The sequence below is a fragment of the Blastocatellia bacterium genome (assembly GCA_035275065.1).
GTDB lineage: Bacteria > Acidobacteriota > Blastocatellia > UBA7656 > UBA7656 > DATENM01.
In genome coordinates this window covers 143123-158274 of record DATENM010000064.1, presented here as the reverse complement: position 1 = coordinate 158274, position 15152 = coordinate 143123, and the positions used below count along the sequence as shown (strand labels likewise).

12 protein-coding genes and 2 tRNA genes are annotated in these 15152 nt (G+C 53.3%); 12 read left to right on the top strand and 2 right to left on the bottom strand.

The features are described from left to right. The first annotated feature begins 86 nt into the window (after positions 1–86). The 7 genes from VJ464_15440 (at position 87) to VJ464_15410 (ending at position 7085) form a co-directional block, all read left to right on the top strand. Positions 87–404: a cell division protein ZapA gene (locus tag VJ464_15440; GenBank protein HKQ06526.1), complete on the top strand. Its 318-nt coding sequence runs from the start codon at positions 87–89 to the stop codon at positions 402–404. A gap of 156 nt (positions 405–560) precedes the next feature. Next, positions 561–2684 carry a serine hydrolase gene (locus VJ464_15435; protein HKQ06525.1) on the top strand — a complete coding sequence of 708 codons (2124 nt, stop codon included), beginning with the start codon at positions 561–563 and terminating at the stop codon, positions 2682–2684. 113 nt (positions 2685–2797) lie between these two features. Beyond that, positions 2798–2872 (top strand) — tRNA-Val (locus tag VJ464_15430). A gap of 35 nt (positions 2873–2907) precedes the next feature. Next, positions 2908–2984 (top strand) — tRNA-Asp (locus tag VJ464_15425). 1361 nt (positions 2985–4345) lie between these two features. Continuing rightward, positions 4346–5029: a glycoside hydrolase domain-containing protein gene (locus VJ464_15420; GenBank protein HKQ06524.1), complete on the top strand. Its 684-nt coding sequence runs from the start codon at positions 4346–4348 to the stop codon at positions 5027–5029. A 2-nt stretch (positions 5030–5031) separates the two neighbouring features. Then, entirely contained in the window at positions 5032–5382 is a 351-nt protein-coding gene (locus tag VJ464_15415; GenBank protein HKQ06523.1) for a hypothetical protein, read from the top strand. A gap of 215 nt (positions 5383–5597) precedes the next feature. After that, positions 5598–7085, top strand: a complete 1488-nt coding sequence (locus tag VJ464_15410) for a protein kinase (protein ID HKQ06522.1) — start codon at positions 5598–5600, stop codon at positions 7083–7085. 33 nt (positions 7086–7118) lie between these two features. Here VJ464_15410 and VJ464_15405 read toward each other — a convergent pair whose 3' ends face one another. Together VJ464_15405 and VJ464_15400 are read right to left on the bottom strand one after the other, a co-directional pair. Beyond that, on the bottom strand, positions 7119–9689 hold the full coding sequence (locus VJ464_15405; GenBank protein HKQ06521.1) for a protein kinase: 2571 nt from the start codon (positions 9687–9689) through the stop codon (positions 7119–7121). Continuing rightward, positions 9679–10254 carry a sigma-70 family RNA polymerase sigma factor gene (locus tag VJ464_15400; protein HKQ06520.1) on the bottom strand — a complete coding sequence of 192 codons (576 nt, stop codon included), beginning with the start codon at positions 10252–10254 and terminating at the stop codon, positions 9679–9681. Before VJ464_15400 ends, VJ464_15405 begins: the two co-directional genes overlap by 11 nt. A gap of 387 nt (positions 10255–10641) precedes the next feature. Here VJ464_15400 and VJ464_15395 point away from each other — a divergent pair, with 387 nt between their 5' ends. The 5 genes from VJ464_15395 (at position 10642) to VJ464_15375 (ending at position 15071) form a co-directional block, all read left to right on the top strand. Beyond that, positions 10642–11118 (top strand): hypothetical protein, encoded by a 477-nt coding sequence (locus VJ464_15395; protein HKQ06519.1) that lies wholly within the window; start codon positions 10642–10644, stop codon positions 11116–11118. Positions 11119–11232: 114 nt separating this feature from the next. Continuing rightward, on the top strand, positions 11233–11625 hold the full coding sequence (locus VJ464_15390) for a hypothetical protein (protein HKQ06518.1): 393 nt from the start codon (positions 11233–11235) through the stop codon (positions 11623–11625). A gap of 89 nt (positions 11626–11714) precedes the next feature. Next, entirely contained in the window at positions 11715–13202 is a 1488-nt protein-coding gene (locus VJ464_15385) for a hypothetical protein (GenBank protein HKQ06517.1), read from the top strand. A gap of 35 nt (positions 13203–13237) precedes the next feature. Next, positions 13238–13594, top strand: coding sequence for a hypothetical protein (locus VJ464_15380; GenBank protein HKQ06516.1), 357 nt, complete (start codon positions 13238–13240; stop codon positions 13592–13594). A gap of 286 nt (positions 13595–13880) precedes the next feature. Continuing rightward, entirely contained in the window at positions 13881–15071 is a 1191-nt protein-coding gene (locus tag VJ464_15375; GenBank protein ID HKQ06515.1) for a hypothetical protein, read from the top strand. Positions 15072–15152 lie beyond the last annotated feature (81 nt).

The window sequence follows — 15152 nt, the reverse complement described above, 5'->3', positions numbered from 1 at the left end:
GGTCAGCGCTTGCGCGACTGGCGTTGCGCGTTGCCGTCGCACACGCGACAACGCCGAACTCGTAACTCGGAGCAGCGCCGAAAAGTATGGACAACAATCCGAGCCAACCCTACAAGGTCGTCATCTACAACCAGACCTACAATCTGCGCAGCGATCACGACCACGGTTATATTCAAGACCTCGCCGAATACGTTGACCGGCGCATGAACGAGATCGCTCGCGCGACGATGACCGTGGATTCGCTGCGCGTCGCGATCCTTGCCGCCTTGCAGATCGCCGACGACTTTTTCCAGGCCCGCAAAGAACTCTCCGCCACCGAAGAAGAGATCGCCGAGCGCAGCGCCAAGTACGCCGAGCTGCTCGACCAGTTCCTGCGCTCAGACATGGTCGAGCCGGGCAAATAAACCAGCAGAACTTAAACCGCCAAGACGCCAAGACCGCCAAGAGAGAATAGGAGTATTCGTCTCCTCTTTGCGTCCTTGGCGTCTTGGCGGTTTAAGTTTTTAGGTGGTAGGCTATCCAACGTCCTCAGGTTTCCGTATTCAAAAGGAGTAGCGAGAATGCATAGACGAACTCTTACACACAAGCTCTGCTTGCTGATGCTGGCGATTGGTGTCGCCGCCGCGCCGCTAAGGGCCGCCGGCGCGCAGGACGCAAAGTTTATCGGCCACTGGGAAGGCGCGATTCAAGTTCCGGGAACGCCGCTGGCCATGTCGGTTGATTTCGCGGCCAAAGCCGGCGGCGGTCTCAGCGCCACCATCTCGATCCCGGCGCAGAACGCGAAAGATATACCGCTTTCCGACGTTTCGCAAACCAACACGGACATCGCTTTCAAGATCAGCGGCGTGCCGGGTGACCCCAGCTTCAAAGGCACGCTCTCCGCCGATGGCGCGAAGATCAACGGCACCTTTACGCAAGGCGGCGCGAACATCCCCTTCGTCCTTGAGCGCAAGGCGAGCCCGACGGCGACCACGCAAGAAGCGCTCAAAGGTTTCGACGAAGTCGTTGCCGACGCGATGAAGAAGCTCGACGTGCCGGGCATGGCCATCGCCATCGTCAAATACAATGAGGTGGTCTATGCCAAAGGCTTCGGTTACCGCGATGTCGAAAAGCAACTGCCGGTAACCGCCGATACGCTGTTCGCCATCGGCTCGTCCACGAAAGCCTTCACGACGTTCGTGCTCGGCACGCTGGTTGACGAAGGCAAGCTCGAATGGGACAAGCCCGTGCGCAGCTACATCCCGTCGTTTAAGCTCTATGACCCGATTGCGACCGAGCGCCTATCGGTGCGCGACTTGGTGACGCACCGCTCGGGGCTGCCGCGACACGATCTGGTCTGGTACAACAACTACGATGCCAGCCGCAAATCGCTGGTCGAGCGCCTGCCTTACCTTGAGCCGAGCGCCGACCTGCGCGAGAAATTTCAGTACAACAACCTGATGTTTTTGACCGCCGGCTATCTCACCGAAGTCGTCACCGGCAAGACCTGGGAAGAGGCGGTGCGCGAGCGCATCCTTCTGCCGCTCGGCATGACGCGGACGAACTTTTCGGTGAATGATTCGCAGAAAGAAGCGGACGCGGCGCTGCCTTATCGCTTGAATGACAAGAAGGTCGAGCGCATGCCGTTTCGCCCGATCACCAACCTTGGGCCTGCCGGCTCGATCAACTCCAGCGTGAACGAGATGAGCCGCTGGGTGATTGCTCATCTCAATGGCGGCAAGTATGGCGACAAGCGGATTGCCAATGCCGCGACCGTCGAAGATATGCACCTGGCGCACATGACGACGGGCGCGACCATCGGGCGACCGGACGTTTCGCCGGCGGATTATGGCATGGGCTGGTTTGTGAACACCTATCGCGGCCACCGCCGCGTCGAGCATGGCGGCAACATCGATGGCTTTTCGGCGAACGTCACGCTTTTCCCGCAGGACGGCCTTGGCGTCGTGGTGCTGACGAATATGAACGGCACACCGTTGCGCGATCTGATCGTCAACGTCCTCGCCGACCGCTTGCTGAAGATCGAGCCGGTCGACTGGATTGCCCAGGCGGCGGCGGTGCGGGCGGCGTCAGACGCGTTGCAGAAAGAAGGCGAGAAGAAGAAGCAGGTGACGCGCGTGCAGGGGACGCAACCGGCGCATAAGCTTGATGCCTATGTCGGCGAGTACGAGCATCCCGGCTACGGCTCGCTCAAAGTGACCATGCAGGATGGCAAGTTGGAGGCGACTTTCAATGGCATCCGCACGCCGCTTGAGCATTGGCATTACGAAACCTTCAGCGGGTTGAAGGCGGCGGATCCGACGTTCGAAAACATGAAGTACACGTTTCAGACTGATGCCGACGGTTACGTGGCCAGGGTAGCGGTGCCGTTTGAGGCAGCGGTCAAAGAGATCGTCTTTACGAAACGGCCCGACGCGCGATTGTACGAAGCCGAATACCTCAAGCGCTTTTCCGGCACCTACAGGCTGCCGGGCGCGCCGGTGACGATCAGCCTGAAGGGCAACGCCCTGAGCATGATGATTCCCGGCCAGCCGGCTTATGATCTGGTGCCGTCGCTCAGCGGCGACTTCACGCTGAAACAGGCGCAGATCGTCAGCATGCATTTTGTCGCAGATGAAACCGGCAAGGTGACGGCGGCAGAGATTCGCCAGCCCGGCGCGGTGATCACGGCGAAGCGTCAGGATTGAGACGCGACGACTCGGAACTCTCGGTCGTGATGAGCCTGCAAAGCATACGGCGAAATTCACTGACAGCTTGACAGTGGCGTTGCCGGGCGGCTATAGTCAAGCTTCGCCTAAAGGGGCGGTTAGCTCAGCGGTAGAGCATCGGTCTTACAAACCGGGGGCCACTGGTTCGAACCCAGTACCGCCCACCAGGTTTACCTGAGTTGACATTGAAAGTTCGCAGCGCGGAGTCGTAGTTCAGTTGGTTAGAACGCCGGCCTGTCACGTCGGAGGTCGCGGGTTCGAGTCCCGTCGGCTCCGCCATTATTATCAGTAAGTTAAAGCCAGTGTATGCTGGCTTTTTCTTTTCTTGCAGGCCAATGTGATCTGATTAGTGATACTGACCGCTTGTAAGTTCTTGAAATAAAAGGTGTTTGTGGGTTTTCGCAAGTTAGACCTCCGACTTGCCAGCCGGAGTCCATTGCCACTTGGTGTCGCGTGGTGTCCGTTGATGGTGCTTTGATAGGGAAATAGCAGTTCATCAAATCCTCTATCGTCTTTTCAATGATCAATTATCCATATCTTTCGCATATACTCTAAGGACGATTTCTTTTTGACTGCTTTGCTCCTTTTTATGCGCCGATCTACCAAGGATTCAATTTGCACCATAAGATGGCAATCTCTGGGATAGAATACCTTTAAACCTCCGTATCGATTGGTGAGCTTTTCATTTAAGTTGCTGGAGTTGAAGAGTCGATTTGCTACACGGCTGTCCAGAAGGTGTAGGCGGAGAGGCCAAAGGCATAGCAATAGACGTGAATTGGTTCAGCAGAAGACATGAAGACCTATACTCTCCGGCAAGGAGGGTCGGAGCTGGATGGAGTAGCAGCACCACGTCAGCCTAGGGCTCCTGGCGCACGCCTTCTTGTGACTGGAATAGAATTGCGGAAGTCAGGAACTACAATGGACGCTCCCGCAGACGAGGCAGGAGATCCAGCGGTTGCTATGCACCTGGACAGGCGCTTGTTGCTTTTGTGGGGGAAAAGCGGAATGGACTTCTGCACGCAGTCCGTAGAACCTAATGAAGTAATACAAGTGCGGTTTTCAAATGGATTTGGCTTTGGAATGCTGCGACAAGTCGCAGCTTTTCATTACAGTACCAAAGCGGTGAGCGTGTCATTGATTGCAGTTTTGCCTGCCGCTCGGTCAAAATACAGGCGGGTTTGCTTACCGTCAGCTGAAGATTCATCAGCAAACTCAAACCTCTTCGAGTCCGTCTTGTCACCTTTATTGTGACCAGCGAGAAACCAATTTGTAACGAAGCGCAGACACAGCCTAATATACTTGTGATCAGGGTCTGGCGCTAAACCTTCCCTCCCGGTTGGTGATCTTCGACTCCTCTTTGGGTTTAGATAGCATTCTTAGTAGATGATACCTTGTAGACCGAATTGGTGCGTTATAAGCTGGGAGAATATAATAGCCTGATTTTGGCGACGGAGAGAGCTAACCATCGATTCTTGTAGATTGATCCAGGCGTGGCCGATCTATTGTTAGTCTAATCACCGTCTGGTGATATGGTTATCGAGGGGATGTTCCTGTGGGTCACAACCCGCCTCGCGGTGTAACAAGGTATACCTCGCTAATTGTCCGAAGCGTGCTGTCGCAATGTTGCAAAGGTAAAGCTTATGAGTTTCTTCTTAGGATTCGATAGATCAGAGTATCCAGGCGATGATTTCATGCGATCCTTGAAATCGCAGTCGCAAGTATCATGGACGGGCTTCTATCTTGCGCCAGCGCCATCGCATTCCGACACTAGCTGGATGCAAAACCGCGCCTTCTTGCAGGATCTCGGTTTTGGCTTCGCCCCAATCTATGTTGGTCAGCAGCAACTCCCAGGTCCGGGATCACATGTCCTCACGACTGTTCAGGGACAAAGCGATGCCGGAGAGGCGGTCGATTTGGCTCAGCAGGCTGGCTTCCCACGATCATCCGTATTGTATCTGGATATTGAGTGCGGCCCGCCAGCGACGGATAAGCTCTTTGACTACTACGTAGCGTGGGTGCAGGGCATAATCGACAACGGATATTCACCGGGAGTGTACTGCTCACATTTACTGGCGGCTGAATTTCTGGCAAGAGACGACCGGCCAGTCCCTTGGATATTTCATCTGAAATTTCCCAATGGGCATACCTTTGCACCACCGTTGCCCATGATCGATCCAGCACAATCAACCTTCAACGGGGCAAGCATGATGCAGTACGCCCAGAATGGAAAGCTGGTACTGGACAGTACAAGCATCAGGCCTGTTGATCTTAATAGTGGGCTTGTAGAAGACCCCTCTATAAAAAAATACGCAGGGAGGATATAGCTATGCCAAAGAGAGTCAAAGAAAAACTGAAGAACGCAGGAGAAAAAGCGCGGCGAGACCAGGCCTTTGCCGACGAGGTCCAGAAGAAATCAATCGCGGCTGTTCTGAAGGGCGCACATTCCAAAGCATGGCAAACTTACCTGGAGACCATTCTCGGAGCTGACAGCCCGAAGCAATTGGCGCGGTTAAAGCTCGAGGATGGCAAGAAAGGCGACCCTCTCATAATCCAAAGCGCCGTGTATGCAGTGGCTAATGCCGTCTGTACCGTTGCCACCACAACGAAGTTTGATGGAGAGGTAGACGATAAAATCGATGCGGACATTCCTCCAGAGGGGGAAGGCGTCGAACCGTAGAAATACAGGTCACAGAGTGGGACGCCCCTTAAACTGGAGGCATCCGTCAAACTTCCGAATGCAGCCCGTTTGAGGTACGCAAGGCCGTGATACGTCGGTATGCTTTCGGCTGACTGGGAATGCTTTGGCAGGCCTCCAGTCGGCCGTTGTGAACGCCGACTTCTCGGTCCAGCATTCTTCAAGGATTTCGTTCATCAACGGAGACCTGTCTTGCTATGGGCGAATGCGTTCGTGGCAGTGAAGATCACGGTGAGCCGGCGTACGGCGAGGCGATTCGCCTCGCTCAATCGCTCGGCAATTCCTGGAAGGAGCTTTGCGCGCGCTTCCTGCCCGTCGCATCGAAAGGGGCGTTGTGGAGGTATAGCCGCACGTCTATTTCTAGCGACCCTGAACAAGGTTGGAAGCTCCGCATCTCTGCAAATATTCTCACCGCTGTTGAAGTGCTGCAAACCGTCGCCCCTTTCCTGCAGGCTCACAAGGTTCTCTTTAAGGCGCCTTCTTCGCTTCAGGAGTTGAGCCGCATTAACGCGGGCTTGTATTACGGGTATAGTCAGGTCGGAAAATTTATCACGGTCTACCCGCATAATAGTGAACAGGCCGTGTTTCTCGCGCGGCGCTTGCATGAACTTACTCTGGGAATGTCAGCTCCTGTCGTGCCATTCGATCAGAGATTCCGAACGCAAAGTTGTGTCTATTATCGTTACGGGGCATTCGTCCCTCTGGAAATCGAAAAACCGGATGGCACGCGCACCCTTGCAATACGAGGCCCAGGCGGGGAATTAGTCTCAGACGACCGTGAGGCAAGCGCGGCAAAGCTGACGTGGGTTTCGGACCCCTTCGATACTAAACGGGCCCGGCAAAGGGCAAGGACCGCAGATAGTCCGCTCAACGGAGCTTTCCGGGCATTCCGCGCGCTGGCTCAAAGAGGTAAAGGGGGAGTTTACCAAGCTATAGACCTCACGATGAGTCCGCCGCGCCTTTGTATTTTGAAGGAGGGGCGCGCTGGCGGTGAGGTCAACTGGGACGGTCGGGATGGTCGCTGGAGAGCTGAGAACGAGGGACGAGTCCTTAACTGCTTACAAGCCGCCGGCGTCAATGTGCCTCGCCTCTATTCGTCTTTTGAAGTTGAGGGAAACTATTACTTGGCGATGGAGTTTGTGAACGGCGAAAATCTTCAGCAATGGCTTAATAAGAGGCGCCGGAGGCTGACCATTCCCCAGGTGCTTCAATATGGTATCCAGCTCTCGCGCATCGTATCGCAGATACATGCGGCTGGCTGGGTATGGCGTGATTGCAAGCCTGCCAATGTAGTTGTGGCGAAGGATGGGCAACTCAGGCCAGTAGATTTCGAAGGCGCTTGCCCGATTGACGAGCCTGACCCGTTGACTTGGAACACGCCAGGGTTTTCTGCGCCCGAATGCCATAATGTGCCCCGCGGGCAGTCGCGGGCGCCCGAAGATATTTACTCCCTCGGAGCAACCCTTTATTTTCTCTTAACCGCAACCCTCCTGGTATACTCTGGGCCGCCTCCGATACTAAAATTGAGGCGGAACGTGCCTTCAGCATTATCCAACATGATCTCGGATATGCTTGCCGCCGACCCGGCGCAGCGGCCCAGCGCGCAGACGGTGACGCGGCAATTTCGAATGGCTTTATCGTCACACAATCCTTGTCCACTTTACGGCTCGGCGTTGATAAGTTAGCCCATCAGAGGAATGCAGAATGATCAGCGTGGGCTATTGCTGCGTCATATTGGCGCAGCGGAGGAGATCGGCAAATCTCGGATCTGACCGAAGGCTAGCGAACACCGGATCAATTATTAGAAAAGGTAGTGATGTAAAACGCTCCCTACACGCTTCCTGCAACAACAAAGATGTTTCATCCTTATCGCCGAGCCCGATGTAGATGATCGCTTTTTCCTGGGGAGGAATAGTGGTTTGCTTAGATAGCTCGTCTAACTCGCTTAGAATTCTTAACGCGTCAGCCCTCCGGCCAGCCATAGCGTAGGCGTACCCAAGAGGGGCGGCACCATAGACCTTGCTGAGAGAATACAGCTTCTCAAACGATTCGATAGCTGATTTCGACATCCCTTTCTGCTGGTATATGAAGCCAATCACATTCAGGGCCTTCGCATCATCCGGATTTTCTTCAAGGTATTTGAGCAGGCTGCCAGCCGCCCTGTCATATTGTCGTGCGAAGTAAAGCGCGCGTGCGAGATTTATATTCGACATAGGAGAGAACGGCTCAAGCTCTTTGGCCGTTTCGCTCTCCACTATGGACTCGCTCCAGCGGCCCATTAAACTCAGGAGATATGAATAATAGAGGTGGGCGGGGGCATAGTTTGGCTTAATGCTGATCGCCTGCTTAAATTCTCTTTCGGCCTCTTGCCAGTTCCAATCATACTTCAATAAGACGGTTCCCAGTGATGTGTGCGCTTCGCATAGCGAATCATCTATCTCCAAGGCTGCCAGGGCAGCGGCCTTCGCTTTTGTCATTGCCTCTTTCGTTGTTAATGGCGGGCCGTAAGCAACGGTGCTCAGGAGTACGTAGCAATCCGCCAAACCGGCGTGGGCCTTCGCAAACGCCGGGGCTAACCTGATTGCTTGATTGAAGCAGTCTATCGCTATCCGAATGTTTTTCTCATCTCTCCATTTCCAGTAATATAGGCCGCGATAATACCATTTGCTCGCTTCCGGGTTTAACGTCTGTTGCGCGCGTAAGTGTCCCTTTTCATCCTCACTTAACGAGAGCTGTAGGCTTGAGACGATCTTGCCGGAAATCTCTTCCTGGAGCGTCTGCATTTCTGCCGGGCTTACATCATACTCCGCTCCCCATACTTGTGAGCCGTCAGCGCTATTTATAAGTGAGATGCGAAGGACCAGCGACTCCCCCCTGCGCATGATCGAGCCGTACAGCACCGCGTCAACATTGAGGTCGCGGCCGGCTTTCTGCGGATCAAGGCTCTCATCTTTATATGCGGAAACATAGGCCGGCGCTTTTACTTTAAGTTTAGATAGTTGTGATAGCCTGTTAATCAGGCCGTCCATGAGCCCCTCACTCAACTCCCCTCGGCTCACGTCGCCGCTGTCGTTGGACATCGGAAGCACCGCCAGGGTCCGAACCCCTGTCACGCGAGAATGTATAAGCGTAACGCCCATCAACAGCAAGAAAGTCAAAGCCAGCACCACAAGACTGCGTAGACGGAAGTACAGAGAAAGTTGTGGCTGGGCTGCTAACGCGGTTCGGCAATGGTCGAGGCTCAGAAGCAGCTCACTTGCCGATTGGTAGCGTTGCTCTCTGGATTTGTTCAGGCACCTCTGTGCGATGAGGGAAAGCTCCGCCGTGATATCGGAGGTTATACTCGTTAGCGGCGGCGGGTCCGCCGTTAGAATGGCTGATATGGTTTCAGCGTCACTCCTTCGTAAATAGGGATTGCTTCCACTTATCATCTCATAAAGGACGACGCCAAAACTGAAAATGTCACTGCGAAAATCGAGCCTCTCGGTCCGCAGTTGTTCTGGAGACATGTAGGTCAGTGTGCCGATTACCAGGCCCAACTGTGAGTTGTGGCTTTCGCTATGTGCTGCGCCACGTGCGGGATTTCTTTGTTGGATGACTTTGGCCAAGCCGAAATCGAGCACCTTCACCTGTCCGCTAGAGGTGACGATGATGTTTTGCGGCTTGATATCACGGTGAATGAGGCCATGCGAATGCGCCTCCGCCAGCGCCCTTACGGCCTGAATAGCGAGGTCGGGAATCTGCTTCAGGTCGAGAACCCCTTGCTGTATGAGGGAGGCGAGCGTTTCCCCTTCAATATATTCCATGACTATAAAACTATAGCCGTCAATTTCTTCTAAACCATGTATGGTGCAGATATTGGCGTGATTCAGGTTAGCTGCCGCCTGAGCTTCTTTCATCAACCGCCTCTTGGCCGAGGCATCATTAACCGATTTAGCGGAAAGGAATTTGAGAGCGACTTTGCGGCCCAGTCGCAGGTCGTCAGCAAGATAAACCTCTCCCATTCCGCCCTCGCCTAGCAGCATCAGGATCTTATATGGGCCGATCAGCTTCCCGAGAAACGATTCTCGGGCCGAAGCCCCTGACAGCACGCTCATGCCGAGGCCGAAGGCGGGCTGCTCTATAAACCCCCGTCGAGACTCGAATGCGGAGAGCAAAGACTCGACTTCTGCGCGCAACGCTGCGTCCTCCGGACAGGCATGATCGAAGTAGGCACACCGCTGTTCAGCGGGCAACTCCAATAACGCATGGAACAATTCTTCGGCGCGCTGCCAGTCTTTATGTTCCATTGGCCATTTCCCTTGCCAGCCAGGCCCTGGCCATATTCCAGTCGCGCATCACGGTGATCCGCGAAACTTTAAGCACCTCTGCGGTCTCTTCAACGCTCAGGCCGCCAAAATACCGCAATTCGACGACTCTGCTTTTCCGCTCGTCGATTAAGGCCAGCTTATTCAACGCATCATCCAATGCAATCAACTTATCTGATTTTTCTGGCGATATTAGATCGGTCTCTGAAAGTGATACCTGCATGACGTCTCCCCCTCTCTTGAGGCGGCTTCGGTCACGGGCATAATTAAGCAAAATGCGGCGCATGATCTGCGCTGCGATGCCGAAGAAGTGGGCACGATTTTGCCACTGTACTCTTTTCTGATCTATAAGCCGGAGGAATGCTTCGTTGACTAAAGCGGTCGTTTGCAGTGTATGGCCGGGATGCTCGCGACGCATATAGTAATGCGCGAGTCGGTGCAGCTCTTTTTCAACCAAGGGAATTAACTTCTCTAGCGCGGCCTGGTCGCCATTACACCAAGCGATAAGGAGCCTTGTGATTCCTGAAGAAGAGGACATATGGCTCATCTCTCTCGTGCGAAGTAGACGATCCGGTCCAGCCCCTCAATGGGGCGGAACATTTGCGTCTAGGGGCAAATGAAACGTGCTCCGCCTGGATGATACATCCCAGAGCGATTTGGTGCGTTACCTTATGAAGGCGACAAACGCTTTGGCCTTAATTCGCATTCACCCTTTCAGGGGAGACCCTGAAAAAGGAGATTATTTATGTGTATTGCGTACGTAACCCCAAGGGTTGTCTTCCAATGAATTAAGCGCTTTCAGCGGGTGCTTGCGCCGATCAGCTTCCGTGAATTCTGCTCGGGGAGCCAGGCACAGCCTGCATTTATATAGCGGTTCGAGCCAATTTTGCAATGTATTTGTTGCCACGGCTGGCCCCGGTAACAGGATGATAATATGACAGCCAAGCCAATACACGATATCACCCGAGGACAGGATATAACAAACGCCCTCAAAAGCTGGGTGATGGTAGCGCTGACATTCTTGTTCGTTTTTCTTTATGGCGCAGCGCTACTGGGATGGATCAGACCCCTAGCTGATGAAAGAGTGGTGAGCAGACTTGAGCCGATCATTTTTGTCATCATCGGGTACTACTTTGGCAGGTTGCCTTCCCAGCAGAATGAAAAAATGCTCAAAGACGAGATCAACCGACAGACGCAAAGGGCAGACGCGGCTCAGCATGCCAAAGAACAATCGCAGCAGGCTAGAGAGGCGCTTGATGAGAAGATAAAGAACGTCAGAGCTGCGCTGGCGTCCTCGGCACCCGGCCTGGCTCCGAAAGCCATGGCCGAAAGCCTCCAAAGGGGTGAGGCCGTCAAAGAGGAGGCCTTACGCCATTCAGTAACCGCCGCCATCAACATCTTGGATTCGTGATCACGTGGAGGTTTCACCTAGGGGCCACCCGCCGGCGCGAGTCGCTTTGAAGGCACATAACATGAGCGAGGCCATCAGGCCCATGTGAAATGCCACTGATAGAAAGGAGAAGATATGGCAAAGGCAAAAGAGACAGATAACGAGGGCAGAAAAGCTAACGCGGCGAGCAAGCGCGGGGGCCGGACAGGCGAAGGTCGGGCTCACAAGCAATTGCGCGCCTTAGAGGCAGCCGAAGATACATCTTCGCAGCCGTGCCTCACGCTTACGCAGTCTGCCTTCATCGTAGGCGGATGTTTGCCTTCAGGCTCGCATAATAGCGACCAGACTCTGGAAGAGGCCGGGCTCATCACCGACAATCTGCGCCTCATTTTTAGAGAATGCGTCTTCAACGGTGTGCGTCAGGCCGGGTGTGACATCCATAGGAGCGACATACCGAACGGCGCAGACACCAAGATTTTTGAAGTGGTCGTAGCGGTTCAGGAAAATTCAAGCCGGGCGTCAGCTTAAGCCCAGGTCGAAGCTAACAAGGATATCCACTCTGGGCAATCGTTGTTTAACTCAGAAACTTGGCAATCAAGTACCTCGGAGGCTAAACCATGCGTCGACTTTTTATTTTGTGCGCGATACTTTGTGTTTGGGGCGGGATATTATCTGTTTGGCTCATGACTTTTGCCACCTCTGCCAACCCCACAAGCCCGAGAATGGTCGCGGATAATCCCTGCTTAACGGCTCATCCTGAATGGCTCCCCACCACTCCCATTCCGACCTTCGATCAGCCGCCACCGCATCCCGAGCCGGACTGTCCGTTCTACCAGGCCGCATGGCAGACCTTCTTGTATGCGACACAACCGGATTCGAATGGCCGCCCGAGATTTCTCTCTTCATACTCAACAATCGAAGATCTTTTCGGTGCGCCTGCGGCTCCTGAATTTGCTAAAGAGCAATCAGGGATACTGAGCTTAGCGCCGCGGACGATCCAATCGCCGAATGAAAAGCCGTTTCCCACATCGAACCATTCCCCTGGAATTGGCGCTGGCATCAATCAAGCCGGGCTCAGGGGCATATTGATAGATCAAAATGGCAACCCCATCTACTACGCGATACACGTGAATGATGTGTTTGCAAATTTTATCAGGCAGAATGGCCTGACAACAAAGGACGCATTGATCAACGCCGACCCTGAAAAACTTGAGTTTGGTCAGGGCGCGATTGAGCTGAAGTCAGCATGGCAAATTGTCAATGACGACGCCCCCCCGTCTAACTATTTTACGACGAAGGCGTTGGTGCCCAGACTCAAAATACAAAATGGCAATTTGGTTGTTGATAACGCGAGCCGCAAGGTCACGGTGGCCCTTATCGCAATTCATGTTGTCTTTGTTTTGAAGAATCATCCTGAATTCATTTGGTCTACCTTTGAGCATATAGGCGCGGACGGTCATGGTATCCGCGACAATGCGCCAGCGGCGCCCGCCAATCCGGACTTGCCTGGGAGTACGGTTATATCAAATTCGAATTGGCCTCTGTTCAAGGCAGGCACAAGCGTGGCTGGCGCAAATTCCCCGAGTAGCCCGCAGGACCTTGTCAACAGTTTCGATGAAACGGCTCAGAAATTCAAAAAGGGTGTAGAAACCTCTGTCTATCGAATGTTTACCTTTTCGAAGTCTGATGATTCGTTAAAGGTGGAGGGGGTATTGAAGTTTCAAGAGGATGGTGACATAGCCGACCTAAACATGGTCATGCGCCAACTGTTTGATACCACCCCGTTAGATAAAAAAGATAAGCGTCGCCATTATCAGTTAGTTGGAGCCGTTTGGCTGGATAATCCGGGTCGGGATTTTAAGTCGAACATGTTATTTCAGAATCTGCCCGGACAAGGCACTGATGCCGATGGAGCGATGGTGGCTGGTGAAGATAGGTTATCGAGCACGGCCATGGAGTCATTTACGCAATTCGATAATCCAAACTGCTTCAGTTGCCATAACACAAAGCGAGTTACCGAAGACATAACCCACAAGCCTATTGTGGGGCCAAAGCGACTCAATGTCAGCCATGTCATGTCGAAGTTTTTGGCTGATCTGAAATGATGTCGTCGTTCCGTAGTCTGATTTCAGGAGGTACTATGAGCTACTCGAATCTCAACAATGCCCTCACCACAGTGGGCTTCGCTGACGTCAAAAAGATTCTCGAAGATGGGATGGCAGCTTGGGAAAAGGCAAATGGCCCTGCCAACCTATCAGGGCATGGTCCTACATTTTCCTGGAACACCAAGGCTGAACTTCTGGCTGCTGTCGGGCATGGCAAGCGTTTGATTCAGCCGGACGTAATCGGCAACGGCAGGGGAAACCAGGCGAATCTGATTATCGATTTGCGTATTGGCTTTCCCGCGTCAGGTCGAATGCCTCTAGGGGGGCCATTCATTCCCGACGCTAAAATTCAAGTGATCGAAGGTTGGATAAATGCAGGCTGTCCGGATTGAAGAGCGATCAAGCAAATTAGGCCGCATCCCTAACGAGCCTGGGCGTTGTGTCGGATGAGCTGCCTTACAGCGGCATTCACTAACCCATTCCAACGACTGTTAGCGCCGTCTCTGTGGCGGTACAAGCTACCTATTCCTGGATAACCGTTTGATTGGAACTGCAACTTGGCGCAAATTCTGGGCGGCTTTTCGTTGTCGAGACAGCCAATGGATTGGTCGTAATTTCGTTCAACTCATTAGACACAGTGGGACGTTCACTTATTAAGTGAAAGAAACGGGGGGTCGAATGTTCATGAAAATAATGTCTTCTGTTATTGTAGCCATCCTGTTCTCTCATCTGGCTATCTCTGCCTATGGCTTTGATGAAGGCAACTTGGTTTTTGTTATACGAGGTGCCGCGCTCACACCCGGCCCACGGTCCAGCACGATTGAGGTGATATTTGGAAAAGACGTTCCGAGCGAAGAGGCATTGAAGAAGAAGGAGAACTGGCTCATTAGGACAATCAATCTAGAAGACGGAGCCGAGGCCCGTTTCATTCCTGATGAGGTGACTGTGGCGCAGACTCCAAGCGTTGGCAGGCTGCCTTCTCTAATAATTAATAAAACCCTCGATCCAAAGAGGGAGCGAATAACCATCAGGCTTCAATTACCTAATTTCCCTGAATTCACTATAGGAGAACCGAAAAAGACCGGAGCCCGTGCCGCGTTCGCCGCGGCCAAAGGAAAATCCGACGCCGATATTTATTTCAGCGGTACGTCAGTGGGAGCGCGCGGGAGTAAGCCGCTCTATTCCTTTGAGTCAAAGCTGGGATACCTGTTTAGCCTCAATCGCTGGGGATCATTCGGGCCAAGGGCAGAAGTGGATGCCGCGTCAGAGAGCAATATTGACCCGGACAGCATTATGGCCTCCGCCACCTATGAAAAGATATTTGTATTAGGCCGGGCAGAGGGACTGATATTAAAATCCGATGTCGTCGGCCTTGAATTCGACAAGAGCAATCGAAACCGCAACGTCACGACCGAGTTGGATGGAACGCTTGTGCTGCCACCCAAGCGTTTTGGCGAAGGGACCTTTGCGGCATTTGATTTTATGGCGGGGTTTGAAGGCGGTCACAATTACAGGCATAAGCTAAATTCCGAAGGGCTTGGGAATTTTTGGAGGTGGAAGTTTGGAGCTAATGCCTATTTTGTAATGCTGCACCCGCCTAAGTTCAAGCGCATCAATTTCAGCACGGAATACAAAGTTAGGCTGCTGCGGTCGGCAGAGCCTTTTACTGAAACAATCGATGGCAAGGACATTACCACCCTGAGGAAGAAACCGCGACATTATGTTGGTTCAGACCTCGACCTCATGGTCTCTGACGCTATCGGCATCACTTTGAAGTACCGATATGGGTCGCTGCCACCAGCATTCAAATTCGTAAATCACACCCTCTCGGCGGGCATCACCTTCCAGTTAAAACAAGCGAACAAATGAGGAGAAAACCAATGACGGACGGAGAACGCCCTCACCCAAAGAGGGACCATAATCAATAATCTGCCCGCGCGGCGGCGTCAA

What these genes read in the sequence shown, in the direction of transcription:
- VJ464_15440 (HKQ06526.1), top strand. Translation starts at nt 87, where the DNA reads ATGGACAACAATCCGAGCCAACCCTACAAGGTCGTCATCTACAACCAG.
- VJ464_15435 (HKQ06525.1), top strand. Translation starts at nt 561, where the DNA reads ATGCATAGACGAACTCTTACACACAAGCTCTGCTTGCTGATGCTGGCG.
- VJ464_15420 (HKQ06524.1), top strand. Translation starts at nt 4,346, where the DNA reads ATGAGTTTCTTCTTAGGATTCGATAGATCAGAGTATCCAGGCGATGAT.
- VJ464_15415 (HKQ06523.1), top strand. Translation starts at nt 5,032, where the DNA reads ATGCCAAAGAGAGTCAAAGAAAAACTGAAGAACGCAGGAGAAAAAGCG.
- VJ464_15410 (HKQ06522.1), top strand. Translation starts at nt 5,598, where the DNA reads ATGGGCGAATGCGTTCGTGGCAGTGAAGATCACGGTGAGCCGGCGTAC.
- VJ464_15405 (HKQ06521.1), bottom strand. Translation starts at nt 9,689, where the DNA reads ATGGAACATAAAGACTGGCAGCGCGCCGAAGAATTGTTCCATGCGTTA.
- VJ464_15400 (HKQ06520.1), bottom strand. Translation starts at nt 10,254, where the DNA reads ATGAGCCATATGTCCTCTTCTTCAGGAATCACAAGGCTCCTTATCGCT.
- VJ464_15395 (HKQ06519.1), top strand. Translation starts at nt 10,642, where the DNA reads ATGACAGCCAAGCCAATACACGATATCACCCGAGGACAGGATATAACA.
- VJ464_15390 (HKQ06518.1), top strand. Translation starts at nt 11,233, where the DNA reads ATGGCAAAGGCAAAAGAGACAGATAACGAGGGCAGAAAAGCTAACGCG.
- VJ464_15385 (HKQ06517.1), top strand. Translation starts at nt 11,715, where the DNA reads ATGCGTCGACTTTTTATTTTGTGCGCGATACTTTGTGTTTGGGGCGGG.
- VJ464_15380 (HKQ06516.1), top strand. Translation starts at nt 13,238, where the DNA reads ATGAGCTACTCGAATCTCAACAATGCCCTCACCACAGTGGGCTTCGCT.
- VJ464_15375 (HKQ06515.1), top strand. Translation starts at nt 13,881, where the DNA reads ATGTTCATGAAAATAATGTCTTCTGTTATTGTAGCCATCCTGTTCTCT.